The organism is Kribbella sp. NBC_01510 (genome assembly GCF_045040325.1).
In the GTDB taxonomy this organism is placed as follows: domain Bacteria; phylum Actinomycetota; class Actinomycetes; order Propionibacteriales; family Kribbellaceae; genus Kribbella.
In genome coordinates, this window is sequence record NZ_CP109418.1 from 8,721,445 (window position 1) to 8,742,059 (window position 20,615).

Below are 20,615 nucleotides of genomic sequence, written 5' to 3' on the forward strand. Positions count from 1 at the left end.
TCCACACACCGTCGTCACGTCGTGGCGACAAGCCGCAGTACCGCTAGGTTTGGAGACACCCGATGGAGGTGAGCGTGACCGACATGCTGCCGGAGCAGCACCACGGACTGACGAAGAGTGACCCGCTGTGGTTCAAGCGGGCCGTCTTCTACGAGGTCCTCGTGCGGTCCTTCAAGGACTCGAACGCCGACGGCATCGGCGATCTGCAAGGCCTGACCGAGAAACTCGACTACCTCGAGTGGCTCGGCGTCGACTGTCTCTGGTTACCGCCGTTCTATCCGTCGCCGCTGCGCGACGGCGGCTACGACATCTCCGACTACACCGGGGTGATGCCCGAGGTCGGCACGATCGCGGACTTCGCCGCGTTCATGGAGGCCGCGCACGCGCGCGGGATCCGGATCATCGTCGACTTCGTGATGAACCACACCTCCGACCAGCACCCCTGGTTCCAGGAGTCGCGGAACAACCCGGACGGCCCGTACGGCGACTTCTACGTGTGGTCCGACACCGACGAGCAGTACTCCGACGCCCGGATCATCTTCGTCGACACCGAGACGTCGAACTGGACCTGGGACCCGATCCGCGGCCAGTACTTCTGGCACCGGTTCTACTCCAACCAGCCGGACCTGAACTTCGAGAACCCGGCCGTCGGCGACGCGATGATCGAGGCGCTGAAGTTCTGGCTCGACCTCGGCGTGGACGGCTTCCGGCTGGACGCGGTGCCGTACCTGTTCGAGACCGAGGGCACCAACTGCGAGAACCTCCCCCGCACCCACGAGTTCCTCAAGCGGGTCCGCAAGGAGGTGGACGCGAACTACACCGACCGCGTCCTGCTCTGCGAGGCGAACCAGTGGCCGGCCGACGTGGTCGAGTACTTCGGCGACCGCAGCTCCGGTGGTGACGAGTGCCAGATGGCGTTCCACTTCCCGGTGATGCCGCGCATCTTCATGGGCGTACGGCGGGAGTCGCGGTTCCCGATCTCGGAGATCCTGGCCCAGACCCCGGAGATCCCGGACACCTGCCAGTGGGGCATCTTCCTGCGCAACCACGACGAGCTCACGCTCGAGATGGTCAGCGACGAGGAGCGCGACTACATGTGGGGCGAGTACGCGCAGGACCCGCGGATGAAGGCGAACATCGGCATCCGCCGCCGGCTCGCACCGCTGCTGGACAACGACACCAACAAGATGGAGTTGTTCACGGCGATGCTGCTCAGCCTGCCGGGCTCGCCGATCCTGTACTACGGTGACGAGATCGGCATGGGCGACAACATCTGGCTCGGTGACCGCGACGGCGTCCGGACGCCGATGCAGTGGTCCCCGGACCGGAACGCCTCCTTCTCCACCGCGACGCCGGGCAAGCTCAGCCTGCCGGTGATCATGGACCCGGTCTACGGCTACCAGGCGGTCAACGTCGAGGCCGAGATGGAGAACGCGTCGTCGCTGCTGCACTGGACCCGGCGGATGATCCAGACCCGCAAGCAGCACCCGTGTTTCGGCATGGGTACCTTCACAGACCTAGGGGGTTCCAACCCCAGCGTGCTGTCGTACGTGCGCGAGTTCGGTGACGACGTGGTGCTGTGCGTGAACAACTTGTCGCGGTTCCCGCAGCCGATCGAGCTGGACCTGCGGCACTGGCAGGGAGTGGAGCCGATCGAGCTACTGGGCGGCGTGCACTTCCCCACCATCGGGGAGCTGCCTTACCTTTTGACGCTCAGCGCGCACGGGTTCTACTGGTTCCGGCTGCCGAAGCCGGCTGACCACGAGGAGAGCATGTAGTGAGTTCCCATCTGGACCAGGTCCAGTCCTTCTGCGCCGGCCAGCGGTGGTTCGGCGAGAAGGGACACGACGTCCACGTCGACGCGATGGCCACCTCGGTGTGGCTGTCCGATGCGGACGTCTGGCCCGCGGTCCGGATCGGGTTCGTCTACTGTTCGGGTCCGCCCGGGTCGGAGTTCCCGATCCGGGTGTACCAGCTGCCGCTCAGCTACCACCGCACCCCGGTCGAGAACCTCGGCCACGCGCTGATCGGTGAGTGGGCGGAGCCGGACCTGGGCGACGCCGAGGTCTGGGTGTACGACGCTCTGCACGACAAGGAAGCGACTCCGTACTGGCTCGACGGGCTGACGCACGGACGGCGGCTGGACGGGCTGGAGTTCCATCCCGTCCACGCTCCGGATCGGACCATCGTCGTACCGGAGGACGCGCATTCGCTCGTCCTCACCGTCGAGCAGAGCAACACGTCGCTGGTGTTCGGCGACGTCGCGTTGCTGAAGGTGTTTCGCCGGCTCGAGCCTGGGAGCAACCCAGGGGTCGAGATCGAGTCGGCGCTCACCGAGTCCGGGTCCGAGCTGGTCCCGGAGGTGCTCGGATCGGCGCGCGGCAGCTGGCCGCGGGCCGGCGGCGGCACCGACAGCGGCGAGCTGGCGATGATGACGGCGTTCCAGAAGAACGCGACGGACGGCTGGTCGTTCGCGACCTCGTCGGTGCGGGACCTGTACGCCGAGGCGGACCTGCACGCCGAGGAGGTCGGCGGCGACTTCGCGGCCGAGTCGCATCGGCTGGGTGCGAGCACGGCGCAGGTCCATTCGGAGCTGGCCAAGGCCCTCGGCACGGACATCTGGGAGCCGGCCAAGCTGGTGGAGCACGCCGCCGCGATGCAGCGCCGTCTCGAGCTGGCGGCCGCGGCCATCCCCGACCTCGCGCCGTACAAGCCTGGACTGACCCGGTGGTTCGAGGCACTCGCGGCGTACGACCAGCCGGTGACGGTGCAGCGGATCCACGGTGACTTCCACCTGGGCCAGGTGCTGCGGACGATCGACGGCTGGAAGCTGATCGACTTCGAGGGAGAGCCGGCCAAGTCGCTGATCGAGCGGCGCGCGCTGGACACCGCGGTCAAGGACATCGCCGGGATGCTGCGGTCGTTCGACTACGCGGCCCGGTCGCTGCTGGCCGATCACCAGGGCGACCAGCAGATCGCGTACCGCGCCGCCGAGTGGGCGAGCCGCAACCAGGAGGCGTTCTGCGACGGGTACGCCGAGGTCGCGGGCACCGACCCCCGTGAGCAGAGTGTGCTGCTGAGCGCGTTCCTGGCCGACAAGGTCATCTACGAGACGCTCTACGAGGCCCGCAACCGGCCGACCTGGCTGCCGATCCCGCTCGCCGCGGCGGCCCAGTTGGCCGAACAGTGATCTCTGCCGAGTAGAGACGCCACCCGGTTCAACGCCGTACGGAACGCCTTGCACGCCTGATCGTGTGTACGTCCGGACTCGGCGGGTACGGGGTGCGGTGAATGCGGCCTCGATCGGGCAGGATGTGTTTTATGGGAGACAGAGAAGCCATGGAGGTGCCGGTGGTACCGGCCGACGAGCCTGTGGTGACAGCGGTTCTGGTGGATCGGACCGTGTTGGAGCAGCTGGTCGGCGGGACGTTCCATGATCCCCATCAGGTGCTCGGTCCCCACCTTGGTGAGCACGGCGTCACGGTGCGCGTGCTCCGTCCGTTCGCCCAGACCGTCACCGTGCTGTACGACGGCCGGCGGCTCGACCTGCGGCACGAGTTCGAGGGTGTCTGGGTCGGCGTTCTCGACATCGACAAGGTGCCGGACTACCGGCTCGAAGTGAGCTACACCGATGGGCCCGCGGTGGAGCTGGACGATCCGTACCGCTATCTCCCGTCGCTCGGTGAGGTCGACCTGCACTTGATCGGCGAGGGCCGCCACGAGCAGCTGTGGAGCGTGCTGGGCGCCCACGTCCGCCGGTACGACGGCCCGGCCGGAGCGGTCACCGGGACGTCGTTCGCCGTCTGGGCGCCGAACGCGCAAGGCATCCGGCTGACCGCGGACTTCAACTTCTGGGACGGCCGCGCGCATCCGATGCGTTCGCTGGGCTCGTCCGGGGTGTGGGAGATCTTCGTGCCCGGCATCGGCCCGGGGACGCGGTACAAGTTCGACATCTGCGGCCGGGACGGCGTCTGGCGGCAGAAGGCAGACCCGATGGCCAACCTCGCCGAGACTCCCCCGGCGAACGCCTCCGTCGTGCACGAGTCGTCCTACGTTTGGGACGACGCGGCCTGGCTGGAGCGGCGCGCCGCCGCGGAGGCCTACGCCGAGCCGATGAGTGTCTACGAGGTGCACCTCGGGTCGTGGCGGAAGGGCAGGTCCTACCGCGAGCTGGCCGACGAGCTCGTTGCCTATGTCAACGACATGGGCTTCACCCACGTCGAGCTGATGCCGGTGATGGAGCATCCGTTCGGCGGCTCGTGGGGCTACCAGGTGACGTCGTACTTCGCGCCGACGTCGCGCTTCGGCGATCCGGACGACTTCCGGCTGCTGGTCGACCGGCTGCACCAGGCCGGCATCGGCGTGATCGTCGACTGGGTGCCGGCCCATTTCCCGAAGGACGCCTGGGCGCTGGCGCGCTTCGACGGGACACCGCTGTACGAGCACCCGGACCCGCGCCGCGGCGAGCAGCCGGACTGGGGCACGCTGGTGTTCGACTTCGGCAGGCCGCAGGTGCGCAACTTCCTGGTCGCGAACGCGCTGTACTGGGCCGAGGAGTTCCACATCGACGGTCTGCGGGTGGACGCGGTCGCGTCGATGCTCTACCTGGACTACTCGCGGCAAGAGGGTCAGTGGGTGCCGAACCAGTACGGCGGCCGCGAGAACCTGGAGGCCGTGTCGTTCCTGCAGGAGATGAACGCGACCCTCTACAAGCGGATGCCCGGTGTGATCACCGTGGCCGAGGAGTCGACCTCCTGGCCGGGCGTCACCCGGGCGACGCATCTGGGCGGCCTCGGGTTCGGCTTCAAGTGGAACATGGGCTGGATGAACGACTCGCTGCGCTACCTGGAGCACGAGCCGATCCACCGCCAGTACCACCACCACGAGCTGACGTTCTCGATGATGTACGCCTACTCGGAGAACTTCGTCCTCCCGCTGTCGCACGACGAGGTCGTGCACGGCAAGGGTTCGCTGCTGCGTAAGATGCCCGGCGACCGCTGGCAGCAGCTGGCGAACCTGCGCGCGTACCTGGCGATGATGTGGGCGCACCCGGGCAAGCAGCTGTTGTTCATGGGCTGTGAGTTCGGCCAGGAGTCGGAGTGGTCCGAGAAGGGCGAGCTCGACTGGTGGCTGCTGGACCACACCGACCACCGCGGCCTGCAGCAGCTGGTCCGTGACCTGAACGGTGTCTACAAGGACACCCCCGCGCTCTGGCGGACCGACCACGCGCCGGCGAAGTTCACCTGGATCGACGCGAACGACGCCAGTAACAACATCTTCTCGTTCCTCCGGTACGGCGACGACGGCGAGCCGACCGTGGCCTGCATCGCCAACTTCTCCGCGATCCCGCACCACGGCTACCGCCTCGGTCTTCCGTACGGCGGCCGCTGGGAGGAGGCGGTCAACACGGACGCCGACGTGTACGGCGGATCCGGGGTCGGCAACTACGGTGCCGTCGAGGCGGACGGGCCGGAGTGGCACGGGATGGCGACGAGCACCGAGCTGTCGGTGCCACCCCTGGCGACGGTGTACCTGCGCTTCACCGGGTAGCGTTCACGGAGTGACCGCCGTACACCCGCTGACCGATGGTGAGTTGACGCTGCGATTGTCGCGGCAGGATCAGCAGGTGGTGAGCTTCGACGTCGAGCACAGCAAGCCACTCGGCACCGTCGAGGTACGACGGACCACGCCTGGCGTCGGCCTGGTCGTCTGGGAGCTGGACGGCGGGCCTGAGGTCGCGCAGCGGGCCGTCCGGCTGGTGAGCGAGTTCGCCTTCGCTGAGCTCGAGCTGGAGCGGCTGCAGGTCGAGGTGGACCCGGCCATTCACGCATCTGCTCGGGTCGCGATCCGGTCGGGCTTCCGGCGCGAGGGCGTGCTGCGTGGTGCGGCGCTGGTGGAGGGTGAGCGCCGGGACGTTGCGGTGTACGGGATGCGGGTCGACGACCCGCGCCCGGACACAGTGACGGGCTGGACTGCGTTGATGGACTCCACGCTGCCGAAGAAGCGCGTGATCGCGCATGTGATCGTGCGAGACACGACCGGCCGCGTGCTGCTGTGCCAGGTCAGCTACAAGAACGACTTGGAGCTCCCCGGCGGAGTGGTCGAGCCGGATGAGGACCCGGCCGGCGGAGCCTCCCGTGAGATGCACGAGGAACTCGGGATCGCCTTGCCGCTGCTCGGCGTACTAGCGATCGACTGGCTCCCGCGATGGGAAGGCTGGGGCGACGCCGTCGAGATCCTGTACGACGGTGGCGTCCACGACCCGGGTTTGCTGGACACGCTGCAGCCGGATGGCTTCGAGATCCGCGGGATCTCGTGGCATTCGCCGGACGCCCTCGATGGTCTGGTCTCCCCGCTCAACGCCCGCCGGCTGCCGTTGATCCTGGCCGCGCCGTCACAGCTCCACAACCTGAGCAACGGCTCGCCCATCACCTCGTGAGCTGGGCAACGCACCAGGCGTAGTGGCCGTCTGTGGCGTCGGCGTCGTAGATGGTCGCGGTGGTGATGGCATAGGCCTTGCGATAGAGGTCCATGCGATCGCGGTCGTGGCCCAACTGCTCGAAGCGGTCCAGGAGCCGGTTGTCGAGGCGCCGGGCGTCCGGGCCGTACATGTCGAAGAAGCCGGCCGCCAGCGCGGCGTCGAAGGTGTTGTCGCCAGCGGTCGAGTAGAAACCCCAGTCCAGCACGGCTGCGATGTGGGCGCCGTCCATGAGCAGGTTGGGTGGGCAGATGTCGCCGTGGACCACGCTCAATCGGTCGAGCCGGATCCGTGCGAGCCCGGCTGTGAGGCGGTCCAGCAGGTCGGCGAAGCCGGGGACGTCCCGCTCCAGGTGCGGGCGGGCGGCTGCGGCACGGCGTCGTACGAGGGCTGCCAGCGACTCGCCCCAGGACCCTTGCCAGAACGGCTGGTTGAGGACGGGCAGCGCCTGGCTCGCGGGACCGGCGACGGTTGTGCCCAGGGCTTCGACGATCGCGACGAAGGCGTCGAGCGCTTGATCCTCGGTGAGGCCCGCTTCGTTCATCGGCGTGCCGGTCAGCTTGTCCTCGACGCTGATCGCCTGACCGTGGTCGTCGGCAGTGATCTCGCGGATCCGCGGCGTCCGGAACGGCAGCGGCGGCAGCTCGTCGAGGAACGCCTGCAGCGGGCGGACGTCGTCCGGCCGGCGGTCGAACCAGATCTTGCGGACCGTCCCGTCGCCGAGGTCGTAGACCGCGCCTTCCATGCCCTGGCCGATGAGCTCCACCGGCCAGACCTTAGCGGACCAGGCGGATCGTGAGCGGGTAGCGGTACTCGTTGCCGCTCGACGCCGCCATGGTCGCGAGCACGATGAAGACGACTGCCGCAACCGCGCCGATGATGATCAGCGGAATGATGATCAGCACGCCCAGGCCGAACGTGATCAGGATCAGAACGACCGCGATCGCGGTGTAGATCAGCAGCGACAACTGGAAGTTGAGCGACTCCAGGGCGTGCCGCCGGACGAAGTCCGACCGCTGGCGATACACCAGCCACACGACCAGAGGGCACAGGAATCCCATCGCGAACCAGGCCGCGACGAACACCCCGATGTGGGCCACCATCGCCCACGTCCGCTCCTCCGAGGCCGACAAGGACGACCCGGCGTTCGGCGTACTCATGATCCAGTGAAGCACACCGATTCCTTTTCGTGGGACGACCGGTCTTTACCGTGATGAACTCATCGAGAAGGGACCAGAACGATGACGAGCAAGGAGTCCGAGGCCGGTGCGATCCGGCGCATGGCAGGCTGGGTCCGCCCGCTGCCTGGGCTGGTGGACTGATGCTTGAAGGAGCGCTGATGACGGGCGAGGCCGAGTTTGCTCGTCGTACCGAACCGTTCCGGAAGGAACTGCTGGCGCACTGCTATCGCATGCTGGCGGCGGTGGACGAGGCCGAGGACGTCGTCCAGGAGACCTACCTGCGGGCGTGGCGTTCGTACTCGACCTTCGAAGGCCGCTCGTCGATCCGGGTCTGGCTCTATCGCATCGCGACCAACGCGTGCCTGACCGCGCTCGAGCAGCGCGGCCGGCGAGCCCTCCCGTCCGGCCTCGGCGCCCCGGCCACGGACCTCACCCCGGGATCCGCGCCGGCCGGCGTGGCGTTCGTGGAGCCCCTCGCGGACTCCTTGGTCAGCTCGTCCACCGACCCCGCGACCATCGTGACCACCCGGGAGAGCCTTCGACTGGCGCTGATCGCGGCGCTGCAATACCTTCCGGCCAAGCAGCGCGCCGTACTGATCCTTCGTGAGGTACTCGCGTTCCCGGCGGCCGAGGTCGCGACGATGCTCGACACCTCGGTCGCTGCCGTGAAGAGCACGCTCCAGCGAGCCCGCGCCCGACTCGACGAGACCGCTCCGTCGCGTGGTGAGATCCTCGAGCCGACCGATCCAGAAGCTCAAGCCCTACTGGCCGAATACATCACCGGCTTCGAGAACGCGGACACTGCCGCTCTCGAACGCGCCCTCCGCGCCGACGCCGCGATCGAGATGGTCGGCACCACCGCCTGGTTCAACGGCCGCGTGATGTGCCTCCGCCTCCTCGCCGGAGCCGTCGGCTCACCCGGCGACTGGCGGATGATGCCCATCACCGCCAACGGCCAACCAGCGGTCGGCGCCTACTTCCGCACCTCGTCCGACTCCTACGAACCTTATGGCGTCGCCGTACTCACCCCGACTCCTACCGGTCTGACGCACATCCACGTCTTCAGCATCCCGAGCCTCGTCACCCACTTCGGCCTTCCGGCGTCGCTGCCGGTCGATTGAACAGCTCGGCAGTCCGCTGGGCCGTAGCGCGCGCCCACCTCGTCGTACTCAGCAGAGCCAACGCGACGAGACCGATCCCCAAGCCCATGACCGGCCACCAGAGGTGATGCTCAGCGTGAGTAAAGGCTTGTGAGTTCCCGGCAGCGGTCGAGCCGACGATCGTGCCGGCGATTGCCACTCCCAACGTGGTGCCGGTCTGGCGAGCCGCGGACGCCACCGAGCCAGCCAGACCGGCCATGGACAGCGGCATGCCGGAGACCGCCGTATTGGTGATCGGTGGATTGACCGTGCCAAGGAAGATCCCGAAGAACAGATAGATCACGAGTACGGCCGGCAACGGTGTCGTCGGCCCGAGCCACAACGAACTGGCCGCCCCGATCGCCAGCGCCGACCCGGCGACCACCAGGGGCAACCGCGGGCCGCGCGTACCGACCAACCGGCCGGTGAACGGTGAGACGATCATGATCACCGCTCCCACCGGCAGCAGGCACAGCCCCGCGGCGAGCGCGGACAACCCACGGACGTTCTGCAGATACAGCGTCGTCACGAACAAGAACGAGCCGAACCCGCACAGCGCGAACAACGCCATCAGGATCGCCGAACTGAACGGCACACTCCGGAAGAGCCGCAACTCGAGCATCGGATCGGTGCGCCGTGGCTCATAAACAAGCAAGGCCAGCACCGCGAGTACGGCGACTCCCAGCAGCCCGAGGATGACTGGCGACGTCCAGCCCCGCTTCTCGGACTCGATGATCGCGTACACCACGCATCCCAGCATCAGGATGACCAGCAGTTGCCCGACCGGATCGAACCGCCGCGCTCTCGGCGCCCGCGACTCGGGCACGAAGAACGCTGTCAGGACGATCGCCACGACAACCACCGGCACGTTGATCCAGAAGATCGCCCGCCACCCGACGCCGTCGACCAGCGCTCCACCGAGGATCGGGCCCAACGCCAGCGCCAACCCGGACATCGCCCCGAACACCCCGATCGCCCGCGCCCGCTCGGCCCGGTCCGGGAACGTGGTCGCGACGATCGCCATCGCCACCGGGTTGAGCATCGTGCCGCCGACCGCCTGCAACGCGCGGGCCGCGATCAGCCACTCGGCCGTCGGCGCCAGGCTGCACAACAGCGACCCCAGCCCGAACGCGGCCAGCCCGATCTGGAACACCCTGCGCCGCCCGACCCGATCAGCCGTGGACCCGGCCAGCAACAGCAGACTCGCCAGCACCAGGGTGTACGCGTCAACCGTCCACTGCAACTGCGCTACCGACGCCCCCAGATCCGCCCGAATCGATGGCAACGCCACCGTGACGATGGAAATGTCCATCACCACGACAACGATGCTGGCGCAACAGATCGCCAGCACCCCCAGCCGACGCCGCCGACTGAGCTCACCCACTGCCGCCCGCTGAAGCATTGGAACACTCATACCCCCGAAGCTAGAATTTAGAGCGTGCTCGAAGTCAAACCCTCCTCAAAACCCCCCGAGCCCGCGACAAACCCCGGCACCAACGTGCCCGGCGAGGCGGCAACCAGCCGCGAGTCCCGCACGCCCGGCGACGCCGCATCCAGCCGCGGGTCCGGCGCGACCGACACGAGCCGCGACTCGCTTGCGGCTGGTGGGCCAGGGGTGACTATTGCCGAGGCTGCGGCGCGGACCGGGGTGAGCGTGCATACCTTGCGGTACTACGAGCGTGCCGGCCTGGTCGTCACAACCGTTGACCGGACCGCAAGCGGGCGGCGCCGCTACCACCAGCTGGATCTGGACTGGATCAAGGTGTGCACCCGGCTCCGTGCCACTGGCATGCCGATCAGAACCATCCGCCAGTACGCCGAACTCGTCACCGCCGGCCGAGGCAACGAGAAGGATCGCCTGGAACTCCTCGAGACCCATCGCGCCGAGGTGCTCACCAAACTCGCCGAACTGCAGGAGAACCTCGAACTCATCGACCACAAGATCGACGTCTACCGAGGTCGCCTGGAAGCCGGCGACGCCGACCAACTCTGGGCTCCCGGCCGACCTGGCAGGTGACGCGTGCGTCAGGCCGGCCTGGAAAGTGATGCGTGCGTCAGGCCGACTTGGTGAGTGATGGGCGGGTCAGCCGGTGAGAGTGGCGAGCCGGTGGGTCAGGAAGCGGCGTTCGGTTTCGCTGGCGGTCAGGCTGATGGCGGTCTGGTAGGCGTCGGCTGCTTCGTCGGTGCGTCCCAGGCGGACGAGCACGTCGGCCCGGGCTGCCGGGAGGTAGGCGTAGGACGCGAGCGCCGTCTCCTTGCTGAGGGCATCTAATTCGGCGAGGGCCGCCTCGAGGTCGGCGCCGGGGACGAGGCTGTGCGCGGCGGCCCGGTTGAGCGCGACGATGGGGGTCGGCCAGCTGAGCATCATCGCGTCGTACATCCGGACCACCTGCGTCCAGTCCGTCCGCTCCCACGAAGGCGCGGTCACATGCAGCCCGGCGACAGCCGCCTGCAACACGAACCGTCCCTGCCCCCGGTGCAAAGCGGCCGTCGCCCTCGACACTCCCTCCGCCAGCAGCCGCGCGTCCCACCGCGACCTGTCCTGATCCGCCAGCAGCACCAGCTCCCCGTCTTCGCTCACGCGCGCATCCCCGCGAGCCTCCGTCATCAACAGCAACCCCAGCAACGCCTGCGGCTCCGGCTCGTCCGGCATCAACCGCACGAGCATCCGCGCCAGCTCCACCGCCCGCCCGGTCAGATCCGTCCGCCGCAACTCCGGCCCGGCCGCAACATGTCCCGCCGTGTACACCAGATGCACAACCGTCAGTACGACGTCCAACCGCGTCGGCAACTCGTGATCCGCTGGGATCCGGTACGGAATGCCGGCCGCGGCGATCTTCTTCTTCGCCCGGGTGATCCGCGCGGCCGCCGTCGACTCGCTGATCAACAGCACGGCCGCCACCTCCCGGGTAGTCAGGCCGCAGATCAGCCGCAACGTCAACGCCACCTGCGAGTCCCGCGCCAAGGCCGGGTGGCAGCAGGTGAACACGAGTCGCAGCGGATCCGTCGGCTGCTCCTTGTCCCCCGGCGCGACCGGATCCTCCACCAGCAACGGCAGCTTCCGTCGCAGGTTCGTCTCGCGTCGGAACCCGTCGAGCGCGAGTCGCCGCGCCACTGTCGTCAGCCATCCACCCGGGTTCGCCGGGATCCCGTCCGGCCAGGTCCGCAACGCCTGCACGAACGCGTCCTGCGTGCAGTCCTCCGCCTGATCCAGATCCCGCGTCAGCCGCACCACTGACGCCAGCACGGTCGACCAGCTCTCCCGGTGCGCCCGATCGACTACCCGGGCGACCTCGACCGCCGACAGCGCGCCCCCGGTTTCGTTCACCCCCGGCCAACCCCCTTCGATCCCCGCCGGCCCAAGCCCGACGGGTACGCCGACGACGAAACCCGTCGGTGTACCCGGCCGGCGGGCATGGTCAGACAGACGGCCCGGAGTCCATCGAGGTGTCCATCACCGGGCGAACCTCGACGTTGCCGGACGGGCAGATCTTGGCGAGCTCGAGCGCCTGGTCGAGGTCGCGGGCCTCGATCACGTAGTAGCCGCCGAGGGCCTCCTTGGTCTCGATGAACGGGCCGTCGGTGACCAGCGGCTCGGCACCCTCGCGCTGCTTGACCGTGCTGGCCGTGCTCGACCGCTCCAGCGCCTCCCCACCGAGGATCCGCGCACCGGCCTTCTCGACCGCCTCTGCGAAGGCGCCGTGCAGCTTCATCGCCTGCTGCCACTCCTCCGCCGTGACGTTGTCGTACCACTCTTCGCTGTCGAACAGCAGGAACATGTACTGCGCCATCTCTGGCTCCCTTGTCTAGGGTTCTTACTGGACATCTTGCTGACGAACGACGCCAAACGGAATCGACAGCTCCGGCAACGACTTTCTCACTCATCATCCCGGCTCACCTCACGTGACACGGCGGATACGGACAGCACCATCCTCCCGGTCTCGCCTACCGTGGACCAGGAACTCAACCGGCATCCAGGAGGCATTCATGCAGCACTTCGACGTCCTGGTCGTGGGCGCCGGACTGTCCGGGATCGGCGCGGCCTACCGGCTCCAGACGCAGAGCCCCGATCGGACGTACGCGATCCTGGAGGCCCGGGACAGCATCGGCGGGACGTGGGATCTGTTCCGCTATCCCGGGGTCCGGTCGGACTCCGACATGTTCACGCTCGGGTTCCCGTTCCATCCCTGGAAGGCAGCCAAGGCGATCGCGGACGGCCCGTCGATCCTGGAGTACCTGCACGAGACCGCCTCCACCTACGGCATCGACAAGCACATCCGCTTCGGCGAGCGCGTCGTACGGGCGTCGTGGTCGTCGGAGGAGGCGCAGTGGTCGGTGGAGACGAGTCAGGGCTCGTACACCTGCTCGTTCTTGTATGTGTGCAGCGGGTACTACGACTACGACTCGGGCTATGTGGTCGACTTCCCGGGGCAGAGGGAGTTCCAAGGGCGCGTGGTGCATCCGCAACAGTGGCCCGCGGACCTGGACTACACAGGTCAGCGCGTAGTTGTCATCGGCAGCGGTGCGACCGCGGTGACGCTTGTGCCGGCTATGGCTCGTACGGCGGAGCACGTGACGATGCTGCAGCGAACACCGAGCTACGTGGCGTCCAGGCCTGCGCATGACGCGTTCTCGGACCGACTGCGCGCCCTCTTGCCCGAGAAGCTCGCACACCGGCTCATCCGCGGTAAGAACGTCGCCCTGAGTACGGCGCTCTACAGCGCGTTCCGGAAATGGCCGGCACACGCCGCCTGGCTCCTCAACAGCACAGTGGCCAAGCAGTTGCCGGAGTCGATCCCCGTGGACCCGCACTTCACTCCCCACTACAAGCCATGGGACCAGCGACTGTGTCTGGTGCCGGACGCGGACCTGTTCGAGGTACTGCGGGATGGCTCGGCCTCTGTGGTCACCGACGAGATCGAGACCTTCACGCCGACCGGTCTGCGGCTGCAGTCGGGTCAGGAGCTCGAGGCCGACCTGGTGGTCACCGCGACCGGCCTCCGCATGGTTGCCCTCGGCAAGATCGAGGTCACGGTGGATGGCCGGCGGGTCCACCCGCACGACACCTTCGTCTACAAGGGCATGATGCTGAGCGGCGTACCGAACCTGGCCTGGTGCATCGGCTACACCAACAACTCCTGGACGCTGCGCTCCGACCTGACCTCGCAGTACGTGTGCCGCCTGCTCAACCACCTGGCCGCGACCGGCACCAGCATCTGCGTCCCCGAGATCGACCCGGCAGAGTACGACGCTCCCGCGCGTCCCGTGGTCGACCTCTCGTCCGGCTACATCCGGCGGGCCGCGGCCATCCTCCCGCGCCAGGGCTCCACCGGCCCCTGGCGCCTCCGTCAGAACTACCCCCGCGACCTCGTCGTCCTTCGCTTCAGTCCGGTTGCCGACGGCACCATGCGGTTCAAACGCGCCGCCTGACCGCCCTACGGCACCGGGACCGGCGGCTGCGGGCCGACGTACATCGCGATTGGGCGGATGATCTTGGGGTCGGTGGACTGCTCGAGGATGTTGGCGGACCAGCCGATGATGCGGCTGACTGCGAACGTCGGAGTGAACATGGCGCGCGGGAGACCGCACAGCTCCATCACGACGCCGGCGTAGAACTCCACGTTGGCGTAGAGGTTGCGGCCCGGCTTGAGTTCGGCCAGTACGTCGACGATGCGCTGCTCCACCGTGGTCGCGAAGTCCACCAGGTCTCCGCCGAGACCGCGGGCGATGTCGCGCAGCATCAGCGAGCGGGGGTCCTCGGTCCGGTACACCGCGTGTCCGAAGCCCATGATGCGGTCGCCGGCGGACACCTTCTCGCGGACCCACGAGTCGATCCGGTCCGGGGTGCCGATCTCGTCGAGGCTGGCGAGTGCACGGTCCGGTGCGCCGCCGTGAAGCGGTCCGGAGAAGGCTCCGATCGCTCCGGCAACGGCGGAGACGACATCGGCGCCGGTGGACGCGATCACTCGCGCGGTGAAGGTCGACGCGTTGAACCCGTGGTCCACGGTGGCGACCAGGTAGTGCTCGATCGCTGCGGCCTGTACGGCGCTCGGCTCGCTGCCGGTCACCAGGTACAACCAGTTGGCCGCGGCGGTGAGGTCGGGCCGGGGCTCCAGAGGCTGCTGACCTTCGCGGAGGCGGTAGAGCGCAGCCAGGATGGTCGGCGTCACCGCGCAGACGAGCATCGCGTCGGCCTTCCGGCGTGCCGGGTCGGCGTCCCACAGCGGCGGAAGCTTGCGTACGGCGGCGAGTAGCGACAACGCGGTGCGGAGACCGGCCAACGGGTTGAACGACGGTCCCGCGGTCGCGACCGCGGGCAAGACCGCCAGCACCTCGTCGGGCAGCACGCGGAGCGGCGCGAGTTCGGCAAGGAACCTGTCGCGCTCGGCGGCGGTCGGGAGGTGGCCCTCGAACATCAGGAACCAGACGTCTTCCAGCGTCTTCGACTTGGCGAGATCGATCGCCGAGTACTCGCGGTAGTGGTAGAACCCTTCGTCACCACGGACGTCGCCGAGGGTCGTCTCGGTGACGACGACATTGCGGAGGCCGGGCGGAACATTGATTGTTGTTGACATATCTTCAGAGTTGACACGCAATCAACTATTGTCAATATTGATCCAGTCAACATGAACGCTCGGAGGAGCGCGGATGCCGCCGCAGAGTGACGAGAATTACCTGACCACGGCCGAGGTCGCGCGCCGGCTCCAGGTGAAACCGGAGACGATCTATGCGTACGTGAGCCGCGGCCTGCTCACCAGCGTCCGGGCTCGGGGGCGACGCGGCAGCCTGTTCGCCGTAGCTGACGTCGAGCGGCTGGCGAGTCGGTCCGTCGAGCACTCCGGAGTGGTCGAGCGGATCGAGTCCGAGCTCACCCTGCTGCAGGACGACGAGCTGTACTACCGCGGTCATTCGGTCCGCGAGCTCGCGACCGAGTGGACCGTCGAGGCGGTCGCCCACCTGCTGTGGACCGGTGAGCTCAGCGAACAGCCGAAGCTCCCGGTGCAGCGCGAGTCGGTGCAGTTGGCTCGAGACGCGATGGAGGTTGTCCCGAGCACGGCACGCTTGACGGACAAGCTCCGCGTGGCGGTCGCCGTCCTGGGAGCTGCTGATCCGTTGCGTTTCGACCTGTCTCCCGGCTCCGTGACCGCAGCGGCCGAGAAGCTCCTCGGCACCTTGGTCACGGCGTTGCCCGGCCCGACGGCATCCGCCCGGGACACAGTCGGTGCGAGGCTCTGGCCGAAGTTGTCCCCCCAACAGCCACGGCCGGAGGTGCTCGACGCGGCGCTCATCCTGCTGGCCGATCACGGGCTTGCCGTCTCGACGGTTGCGGCACGAGTGGCCGCCAGTGCCCGGGCGAACCTGTACGCCGTCGTGTCGGCGGGGCTCGGGGCACTGGACGGGCAGTACCACGGAGCCGCGCCGACTCTGGCCTACGAGTTCCTGCAGCGGGCGCAGCGGGATCCGCTGGGAGCATTGTCGGATCAGTTGCGATCAGGGGAGCCGGTCCCCGGCTTCGGACACAAGATCTACCAGGAGCGCGACCCGCGGGCCGAAGTGTTGCTGGGGCTGCTCGACGACCATCCGATCGTCGAGACGATCGCCAAGGTCACTGCCCGCACACCGGGCTTCCCCAACAGCGATCTGGCGATCGCGGCGATGATGCATGCCTACGACTTCCGGCCCGACGCCGGGGATGCGCTCTTCGCCCTGGCCCGCATCATCGGCTGGACCGCGCACGCCTTGGAGGAGTACGCGGCCCCAGCCCTCCGCTTCCGTGCTATGGGTGTCTACACCGGCCCGACCAGCTGACTATTTCGCGCCGAGCTTCACGAGGGTGGCGGCACCAGGTGCCAGGTCGAACGGGATGGGGGCGACCGGACGAGCCGTGTAGGTCTGGCTGGCCGGCTGGAAGAGACCGACGGACGCAACCGTCTGCTGGTTCGGCGTGACGACGGCTTGGGCGCGGGCGCTGTGCGAGCGATTGGCGACCAGTAGCCAGCGGTCGGCGGAGGTGGTGTCGCGCGAACGGAAGGTGCCGATGACCACCGAGCTTCCCGAGACGCCGGTGACCAGGTTGATGGGAGTGAAGCCGACAGCGCCGTTGGGCAGCGGAGTTTCGTTGGCGTGGGCAACGGACTCGGAGACGAGTGGCTTGAGCTCGCGGCCGACTTGGTGAAGCCAAGTGGTGTTGATCTTCTGCGCCGCGGCGTACCGCGGTGTACGGCGGCCGTCGACGGTGATCAGCGCCGGCCCGAACCCTTCGCCGCGAGCAGCCTCGGGAGTCCAGTAGGTGAAGTACTGGATGCCCTTCGCGCCGTACGCCAGGCTGATGTTGATCTGCCAGAGCAGCTCGGCCGCGGTCGGCTCGCGGTGGTTGTTGTAGGCAAGCGTCTGGATGAAGACCCAGGACGGGATGTCGCCGTGCAGCGCCGCGTCCCGGATGATCGCCCAGTTGTGGAAGTAGTTCGCGTCCTCGCGGTTCTCGGACAGCAGCGGGTACCGATCGAACGAGATCAGTGACGGCTTCACCACGTCGACGAAGGTGCGGTAGTACGCCGGGTCGTCGGACGGGAGCAGATTGATGTACGGCAGCAGTCCCGGCGCCAGTTCGCGGGAGATCGCCACGGCCTTCGCCAGCGTGCCGAACCAGCCCGCGCCGGGTTCGTCGTACAGATTGAAGCCGGCCAGCGACGAGTAGGGGCCGTAGGCGTCGCGGGCGCGGATGTACAGGGCGCTCGCCTCGGCCGGCGTGACGCTGAGGAAGTCGGCGGTGTTGTCCGAGATCGAGAACCAGCGCGACATGTTGCGGATCTGGATGTCGTCGGAGATCAGCATCTGCAGTCCGGCGGTGCGGGCGAGATCGAGCTGGTACTGGAAGATGTTGCCGTCGCCGGCGTAGTTGCCCGAGATGATGAAGTCGAAGCCGGCGGACCTGATCTCGGCGTACCGCTCCGCCGTACTCGCGTACGGATGCGGCGGCCAGAACAACCCGATCGTGAACTCGGCACCACCAGTCAGGGGAAGCTCGTCCGGCGAGGGGACGGCAGCGGGCGAGGCGGCGCCACCCGCGGAGGCGACAGTGCCGGCAGCGGGCACGCCGCCCGCTGCGGTCGAGTCGCCGGTCGCGGCTGACGCGGCCGCTGGGAGGGTGCCGGCGGCTGCGGTGGTGAGGGCGGTGGCGCCGGCGCCGAGGAGGAGGGATCGGCGGGTTGGGCCGAGGCTGCGGTGTGGGCTCTGCATGGTTCTCCTTCGAAGGGCGGGTCGAGTGGAGCGGGCAGGCGGGAGGTTCAGGACCGTCGGCGGTGGTCCGCGACGGCGTCGGCGGTGGCGTCGAAGGCTTGCTCCGCCAGGGGATAGTCGCGCTGGGCGACCCCCAGGTACAGCGCGTCGAGGACGATCATCTGCGCATGCCGGCCGGACAGACCGCCGGTCCGGAACGTGACGTCGCGCGCGGCGGTGACCAGGACGACGTCCGCCATCCGCGCGAGCGGCGAGCGCGGATAGTTGGTGATGGCAACAGTCGTCGCGCCCTGCCGGCCGGCCCGGCCGAGTGGCTCGAGGACCTCGATCGTCTCGCCGCTGTGCGAGATGCCGATCGCGACATCGCCGATGCCCAGCAGCGCCGAGCTGGCGAGCGCGGTGTGGACGTCGTTCCACGTACTGGCGGCCCGGCCGATCCGGTGCAGCCGGAGGCGGAGATCCTCGGCGACGGACGCCGACCCGGCGACGGCGTACAGATCGATCCGGCGGGCGTCGGAGATCGCCCGGACCGCCCGCCCGAGCGCGTCGACGTCGAGGGATGCGACGGTGTCCTCGAGAGCGCGGGTGTCGGCGCGCAGCAGCGTCCGGAGGACGTCGTCGAGCGAGTCGTCCGGCCCGACCTCGGACCCGGTCCCCCGCTCCCAGCTGTCGCTGCTCCGCCCGCTCTCGGCCGCGAGCGCGAGGCGGAGCTCGGCGTACCCGGACAGGCCGAGAGCGAGGCAGAACCGGGTGACGCTCGGCAGCGACGTACCGCACCGGGCCGCGAGCTGGCCGATCGTCGACGAGGCCACCGCCGCCGGATCACGCAGGACCTCGGTCGCGATCCGGGCCTGTGCCGGGCTGAGCGCGGGCAACAGACCGTGGATCCGCGCTTCCAGACTCGGCGGCGGCGACTCGGCGAGAGCGGTCATGTGAATTATTCTCAGAGCGGCACACGCCTGATTACAAGAGTTCACGCTGTCCGATTCCGGCCAGCGCCGAGGATCAAGGGAGCCGGCGGATGGTGAACTCGTCGGACCGGCCACCGCCGATCAGGACGTCGATGCGGCCGCTCAGCACGTAGATGCCGTGAGGCGTGACCGCGGCAGTGGTCGGACCTGGGACCGGCCATGCCTCGGTCGACCGCACCTGAGCACTGCGGAAGTTGTCACGACTCGTCAGGACCGTCGCGGCCTCGACACCGGGAGCGCCGAGCTTGTTGGTGATGGCAACCAATCGATGGTCCGGGGTGAGTGCCAGTCCGTCGCCGCCTACCAGACGCTTGCCAACAGCAGCCTCAGACATCCGGCCACCCGAGGAGATCCGGAACAGCTGGCCGGTGTCGTAGCGGACCGTCACCAGATAGCCGGCCGAGTCCCAGACAATGCCGTTGGCGCCGATCGTGTCGCTGCGGAGCCGATCGTCGCGGACCAGGACCGAGGCCCGCCCCAGCGGCGTGATCTTGTAGATCGCGTCGCCCGCCGGATCCGTGACGTAAGCGTTGCCGACGGCATCGATGGCGAGGTCGTTCACACCATGCCGGCCGCCGGCCGGGTTCAGCCGGGTCGTGTTGAGATCGACGCGGCGCTCCAGCCGGCCGGTGCGCAGGTTGTAGATCCCGACACCGGACTGCTTGTACGCCGTCGCGTCCGACGAGCGCTCGCCGTTGCCGATGTCGCCGTACGTGACGAGGAAGCGGTTGCGTACAGCGTCGACGTGCAGGCCGAAGGTGGAGACGCCGGGCGCCTGGGCCAGCACGCGCGCCGAGCCGTCCCGCTGGACGACCAGGATGCGGCCGGTAGCGATCGAGCCGATCAGGAAGGCCTGCCGGGTCGGGTCCCAGGCAATCCCCTCCGGGTAGCGGTCGGCGGTCCGGCCGTCGATCTCCACCGGCCAAGCGGACGCCGAGAGAGCAGCCGCCGGACGAGCAGACGCAAGGTCAGCAGAGCCGGCCGGAGCGGCCACGGCCGCGGAAGCAGGTACGGCGGTCAGCGTGAGCAGGACCGCCAGCAGACGAAACCTCATGAAAAGAACCTCTCCCGTGAGCGGATACGAACACAGAGGTTAATCAGAGCTCTGATGCTAGTCAATGCATATATAGCCAACGCGATTCGTACCATGGTCCGCATGCGGATGTCCTTCGACAAGCGGCTCGGCAGTCACCTCAAGCGGGTCGAGCAAGAGCTTCAATCGGCCAAAGCGGCCGCCGTGAAGCCGGCCGGCCTCACGGTGCCGCAGTACGCCGCCCTCTTCGTGCTGGACGAGCAGCCCGGCATCTCGGCCGCGGAGCTGGCCCGCAGATGCGCGGTCACGCCGCAAACCATGACGACGATCCTGCGCAACCTGGAGTCGGCAGGACTGATCGAGCGGACCCCGCATCCGCTGCACAAGCACGTGATCGAGACCCGCCCGACCCCGGCGGGCCGCAAGGCCCTGGATCAGGCCGACGAGCGCGCGGCAGGCGTCGAGCGCCGGCTGGCCGCGGCCTTCAGCGGGGAGGAGCTCGACACCCTCCGAGCCCTCCTCGCCCGCGTCTCCACGGCGCTCACCACCGACCCGATCCTGAAGAGCTGAACC

Annotated in this window: 18 protein-coding genes; 9 read left to right on the forward strand and 9 right to left on the reverse strand. The window is 68.3% G+C overall.

What is annotated here, in order from left to right; all coding sequences use genetic code 11:
- Nucleotides 1-62 precede the first annotated feature (62 nt).
- From treS to OG558_RS42525, 4 genes are all read left to right on the forward strand, one after another.
- Nucleotides 63-1,778, forward strand: coding sequence for a maltose alpha-D-glucosyltransferase (treS, locus tag OG558_RS42510; protein WP_405068092.1), 1,716 nt, complete (start codon nucleotides 63-65; stop codon nucleotides 1,776-1,778).
- On the forward strand, nucleotides 1,778-3,190 hold the full coding sequence (locus OG558_RS42515; protein ID WP_329479900.1) for a maltokinase N-terminal cap-like domain-containing protein: 1,413 nt from the start codon (nucleotides 1,778-1,780) through the stop codon (nucleotides 3,188-3,190). The genes treS and OG558_RS42515 overlap by 1 nt, the downstream gene beginning before the upstream one ends.
- A gap of 149 nt (nucleotides 3,191-3,339) precedes the next feature.
- Nucleotides 3,340-5,550 (forward strand): 1,4-alpha-glucan branching protein GlgB, encoded by a 2,211-nt coding sequence (glgB, locus tag OG558_RS42520; protein WP_405068093.1) that lies wholly within the window; start codon nucleotides 3,340-3,342, stop codon nucleotides 5,548-5,550.
- 10 nt (nucleotides 5,551-5,560) lie between these two features.
- Nucleotides 5,561-6,439 carry an NUDIX hydrolase gene (locus OG558_RS42525; protein ID WP_405068094.1) on the forward strand — a complete coding sequence of 293 codons (879 nt, stop codon included), beginning with the start codon at nucleotides 5,561-5,563 and terminating at the stop codon, nucleotides 6,437-6,439.
- Here OG558_RS42525 and OG558_RS42530 read toward each other — a convergent pair.
- Both OG558_RS42530 and OG558_RS42535 read right to left on the reverse strand, forming a co-directional pair.
- Nucleotides 6,429-7,244, reverse strand: coding sequence for a phosphotransferase family protein (locus OG558_RS42530; RefSeq protein WP_405068095.1), 816 nt, complete (start codon nucleotides 7,242-7,244; stop codon nucleotides 6,429-6,431). The two genes, OG558_RS42525 and OG558_RS42530, sit on opposite strands and share 11 nt — an antisense overlap.
- A 10-nt stretch (nucleotides 7,245-7,254) precedes the next feature.
- Nucleotides 7,255-7,653, reverse strand: a complete 399-nt coding sequence (locus OG558_RS42535) for a DUF4870 domain-containing protein (protein ID WP_329479908.1) — start codon at nucleotides 7,651-7,653, stop codon at nucleotides 7,255-7,257.
- A gap of 164 nt (nucleotides 7,654-7,817) precedes the next feature.
- Between OG558_RS42535 and OG558_RS42540 the strand changes: the two genes are divergently transcribed.
- On the forward strand, nucleotides 7,818-8,780 hold the full coding sequence (locus tag OG558_RS42540) for an RNA polymerase subunit sigma-70 (RefSeq protein ID WP_405068096.1): 963 nt from the start codon (nucleotides 7,818-7,820) through the stop codon (nucleotides 8,778-8,780).
- Here OG558_RS42540 and OG558_RS42545 read toward each other — a convergent pair.
- A complete protein-coding gene (locus OG558_RS42545; RefSeq protein WP_405068097.1) occupies nucleotides 8,740-10,212 on the reverse strand; it encodes an MFS transporter in 1,473 nt (490 codons plus the stop codon). The genes OG558_RS42540 and OG558_RS42545 overlap by 41 nt on opposite strands.
- Before the next feature lie 24 nt (nucleotides 10,213-10,236).
- Between OG558_RS42545 and OG558_RS42550 the strand changes: the two genes are divergently transcribed.
- Entirely contained in the window at nucleotides 10,237-10,815 is a 579-nt protein-coding gene (locus OG558_RS42550; RefSeq protein ID WP_405068098.1) for a MerR family transcriptional regulator, read from the forward strand.
- A gap of 66 nt (nucleotides 10,816-10,881) precedes the next feature.
- Here the strand turns inward: OG558_RS42550 and OG558_RS42555 are convergent, their stop codons facing one another.
- Together OG558_RS42555 and OG558_RS42560 are read right to left on the reverse strand one after the other, a co-directional pair.
- Nucleotides 10,882-12,126: an RNA polymerase sigma factor gene (locus OG558_RS42555; protein WP_405068099.1), complete on the reverse strand. Its 1,245-nt coding sequence runs from the start codon at nucleotides 12,124-12,126 to the stop codon at nucleotides 10,882-10,884.
- Nucleotides 12,127-12,217: 91 nt separating this feature from the next.
- Nucleotides 12,218-12,589 carry a YciI family protein gene (locus OG558_RS42560; RefSeq protein ID WP_329479918.1) on the reverse strand — a complete coding sequence of 124 codons (372 nt, stop codon included), beginning with the start codon at nucleotides 12,587-12,589 and terminating at the stop codon, nucleotides 12,218-12,220.
- A 196-nt stretch (nucleotides 12,590-12,785) separates the two neighbouring features.
- On the opposite strand from OG558_RS42560, the gene OG558_RS42565 reads away from it, so the two are divergent.
- Nucleotides 12,786-14,228 carry a flavin-containing monooxygenase gene (locus tag OG558_RS42565; protein WP_405068100.1) on the forward strand — a complete coding sequence of 481 codons (1,443 nt, stop codon included), beginning with the start codon at nucleotides 12,786-12,788 and terminating at the stop codon, nucleotides 14,226-14,228.
- A 5-nt stretch (nucleotides 14,229-14,233) separates the two neighbouring features.
- On the opposite strand, the gene OG558_RS42570 is transcribed toward OG558_RS42565, so the two are convergent.
- Complete coding sequence (locus OG558_RS42570) at nucleotides 14,234-15,373, reverse strand: citrate/2-methylcitrate synthase (protein ID WP_405068101.1); 1,140 nt, start codon at nucleotides 15,371-15,373, stop codon at nucleotides 14,234-14,236.
- A 73-nt stretch (nucleotides 15,374-15,446) separates the two neighbouring features.
- Here OG558_RS42570 and OG558_RS42575 point away from each other — a divergent pair, with 73 nt between their 5' ends.
- A complete protein-coding gene (locus OG558_RS42575; RefSeq protein ID WP_405068103.1) occupies nucleotides 15,447-16,607 on the forward strand; it encodes a citrate/2-methylcitrate synthase in 1,161 nt (386 codons plus the stop codon).
- Here OG558_RS42575 and OG558_RS42580 read toward each other — a convergent pair whose 3' ends face one another.
- The 3 genes from OG558_RS42580 to OG558_RS42590 all read right to left on the reverse strand — a co-directional run bounded on the left by OG558_RS42580 (nucleotide 16,608) and on the right by OG558_RS42590 (nucleotide 20,063).
- Entirely contained in the window at nucleotides 16,608-18,038 is a 1,431-nt protein-coding gene (locus OG558_RS42580) for a hypothetical protein (protein ID WP_405068105.1), read from the reverse strand.
- Between the two features lie 47 nt (nucleotides 18,039-18,085).
- Nucleotides 18,086-18,970: a MurR/RpiR family transcriptional regulator gene (locus OG558_RS42585; protein WP_329479927.1), complete on the reverse strand. Its 885-nt coding sequence runs from the start codon at nucleotides 18,968-18,970 to the stop codon at nucleotides 18,086-18,088.
- Between the two features lie 73 nt (nucleotides 18,971-19,043).
- Complete coding sequence (locus OG558_RS42590; protein ID WP_405068106.1) at nucleotides 19,044-20,063, reverse strand: SMP-30/gluconolactonase/LRE family protein; 1,020 nt, start codon at nucleotides 20,061-20,063, stop codon at nucleotides 19,044-19,046.
- A 102-nt stretch (nucleotides 20,064-20,165) separates the two neighbouring features.
- On the opposite strand from OG558_RS42590, the gene OG558_RS42595 reads away from it, so the two are divergent.
- Entirely contained in the window at nucleotides 20,166-20,612 is a 447-nt protein-coding gene (locus OG558_RS42595; RefSeq protein WP_405068107.1) for a MarR family winged helix-turn-helix transcriptional regulator, read from the forward strand.
- Nucleotides 20,613-20,615: the final 3 nt, after the last annotated feature.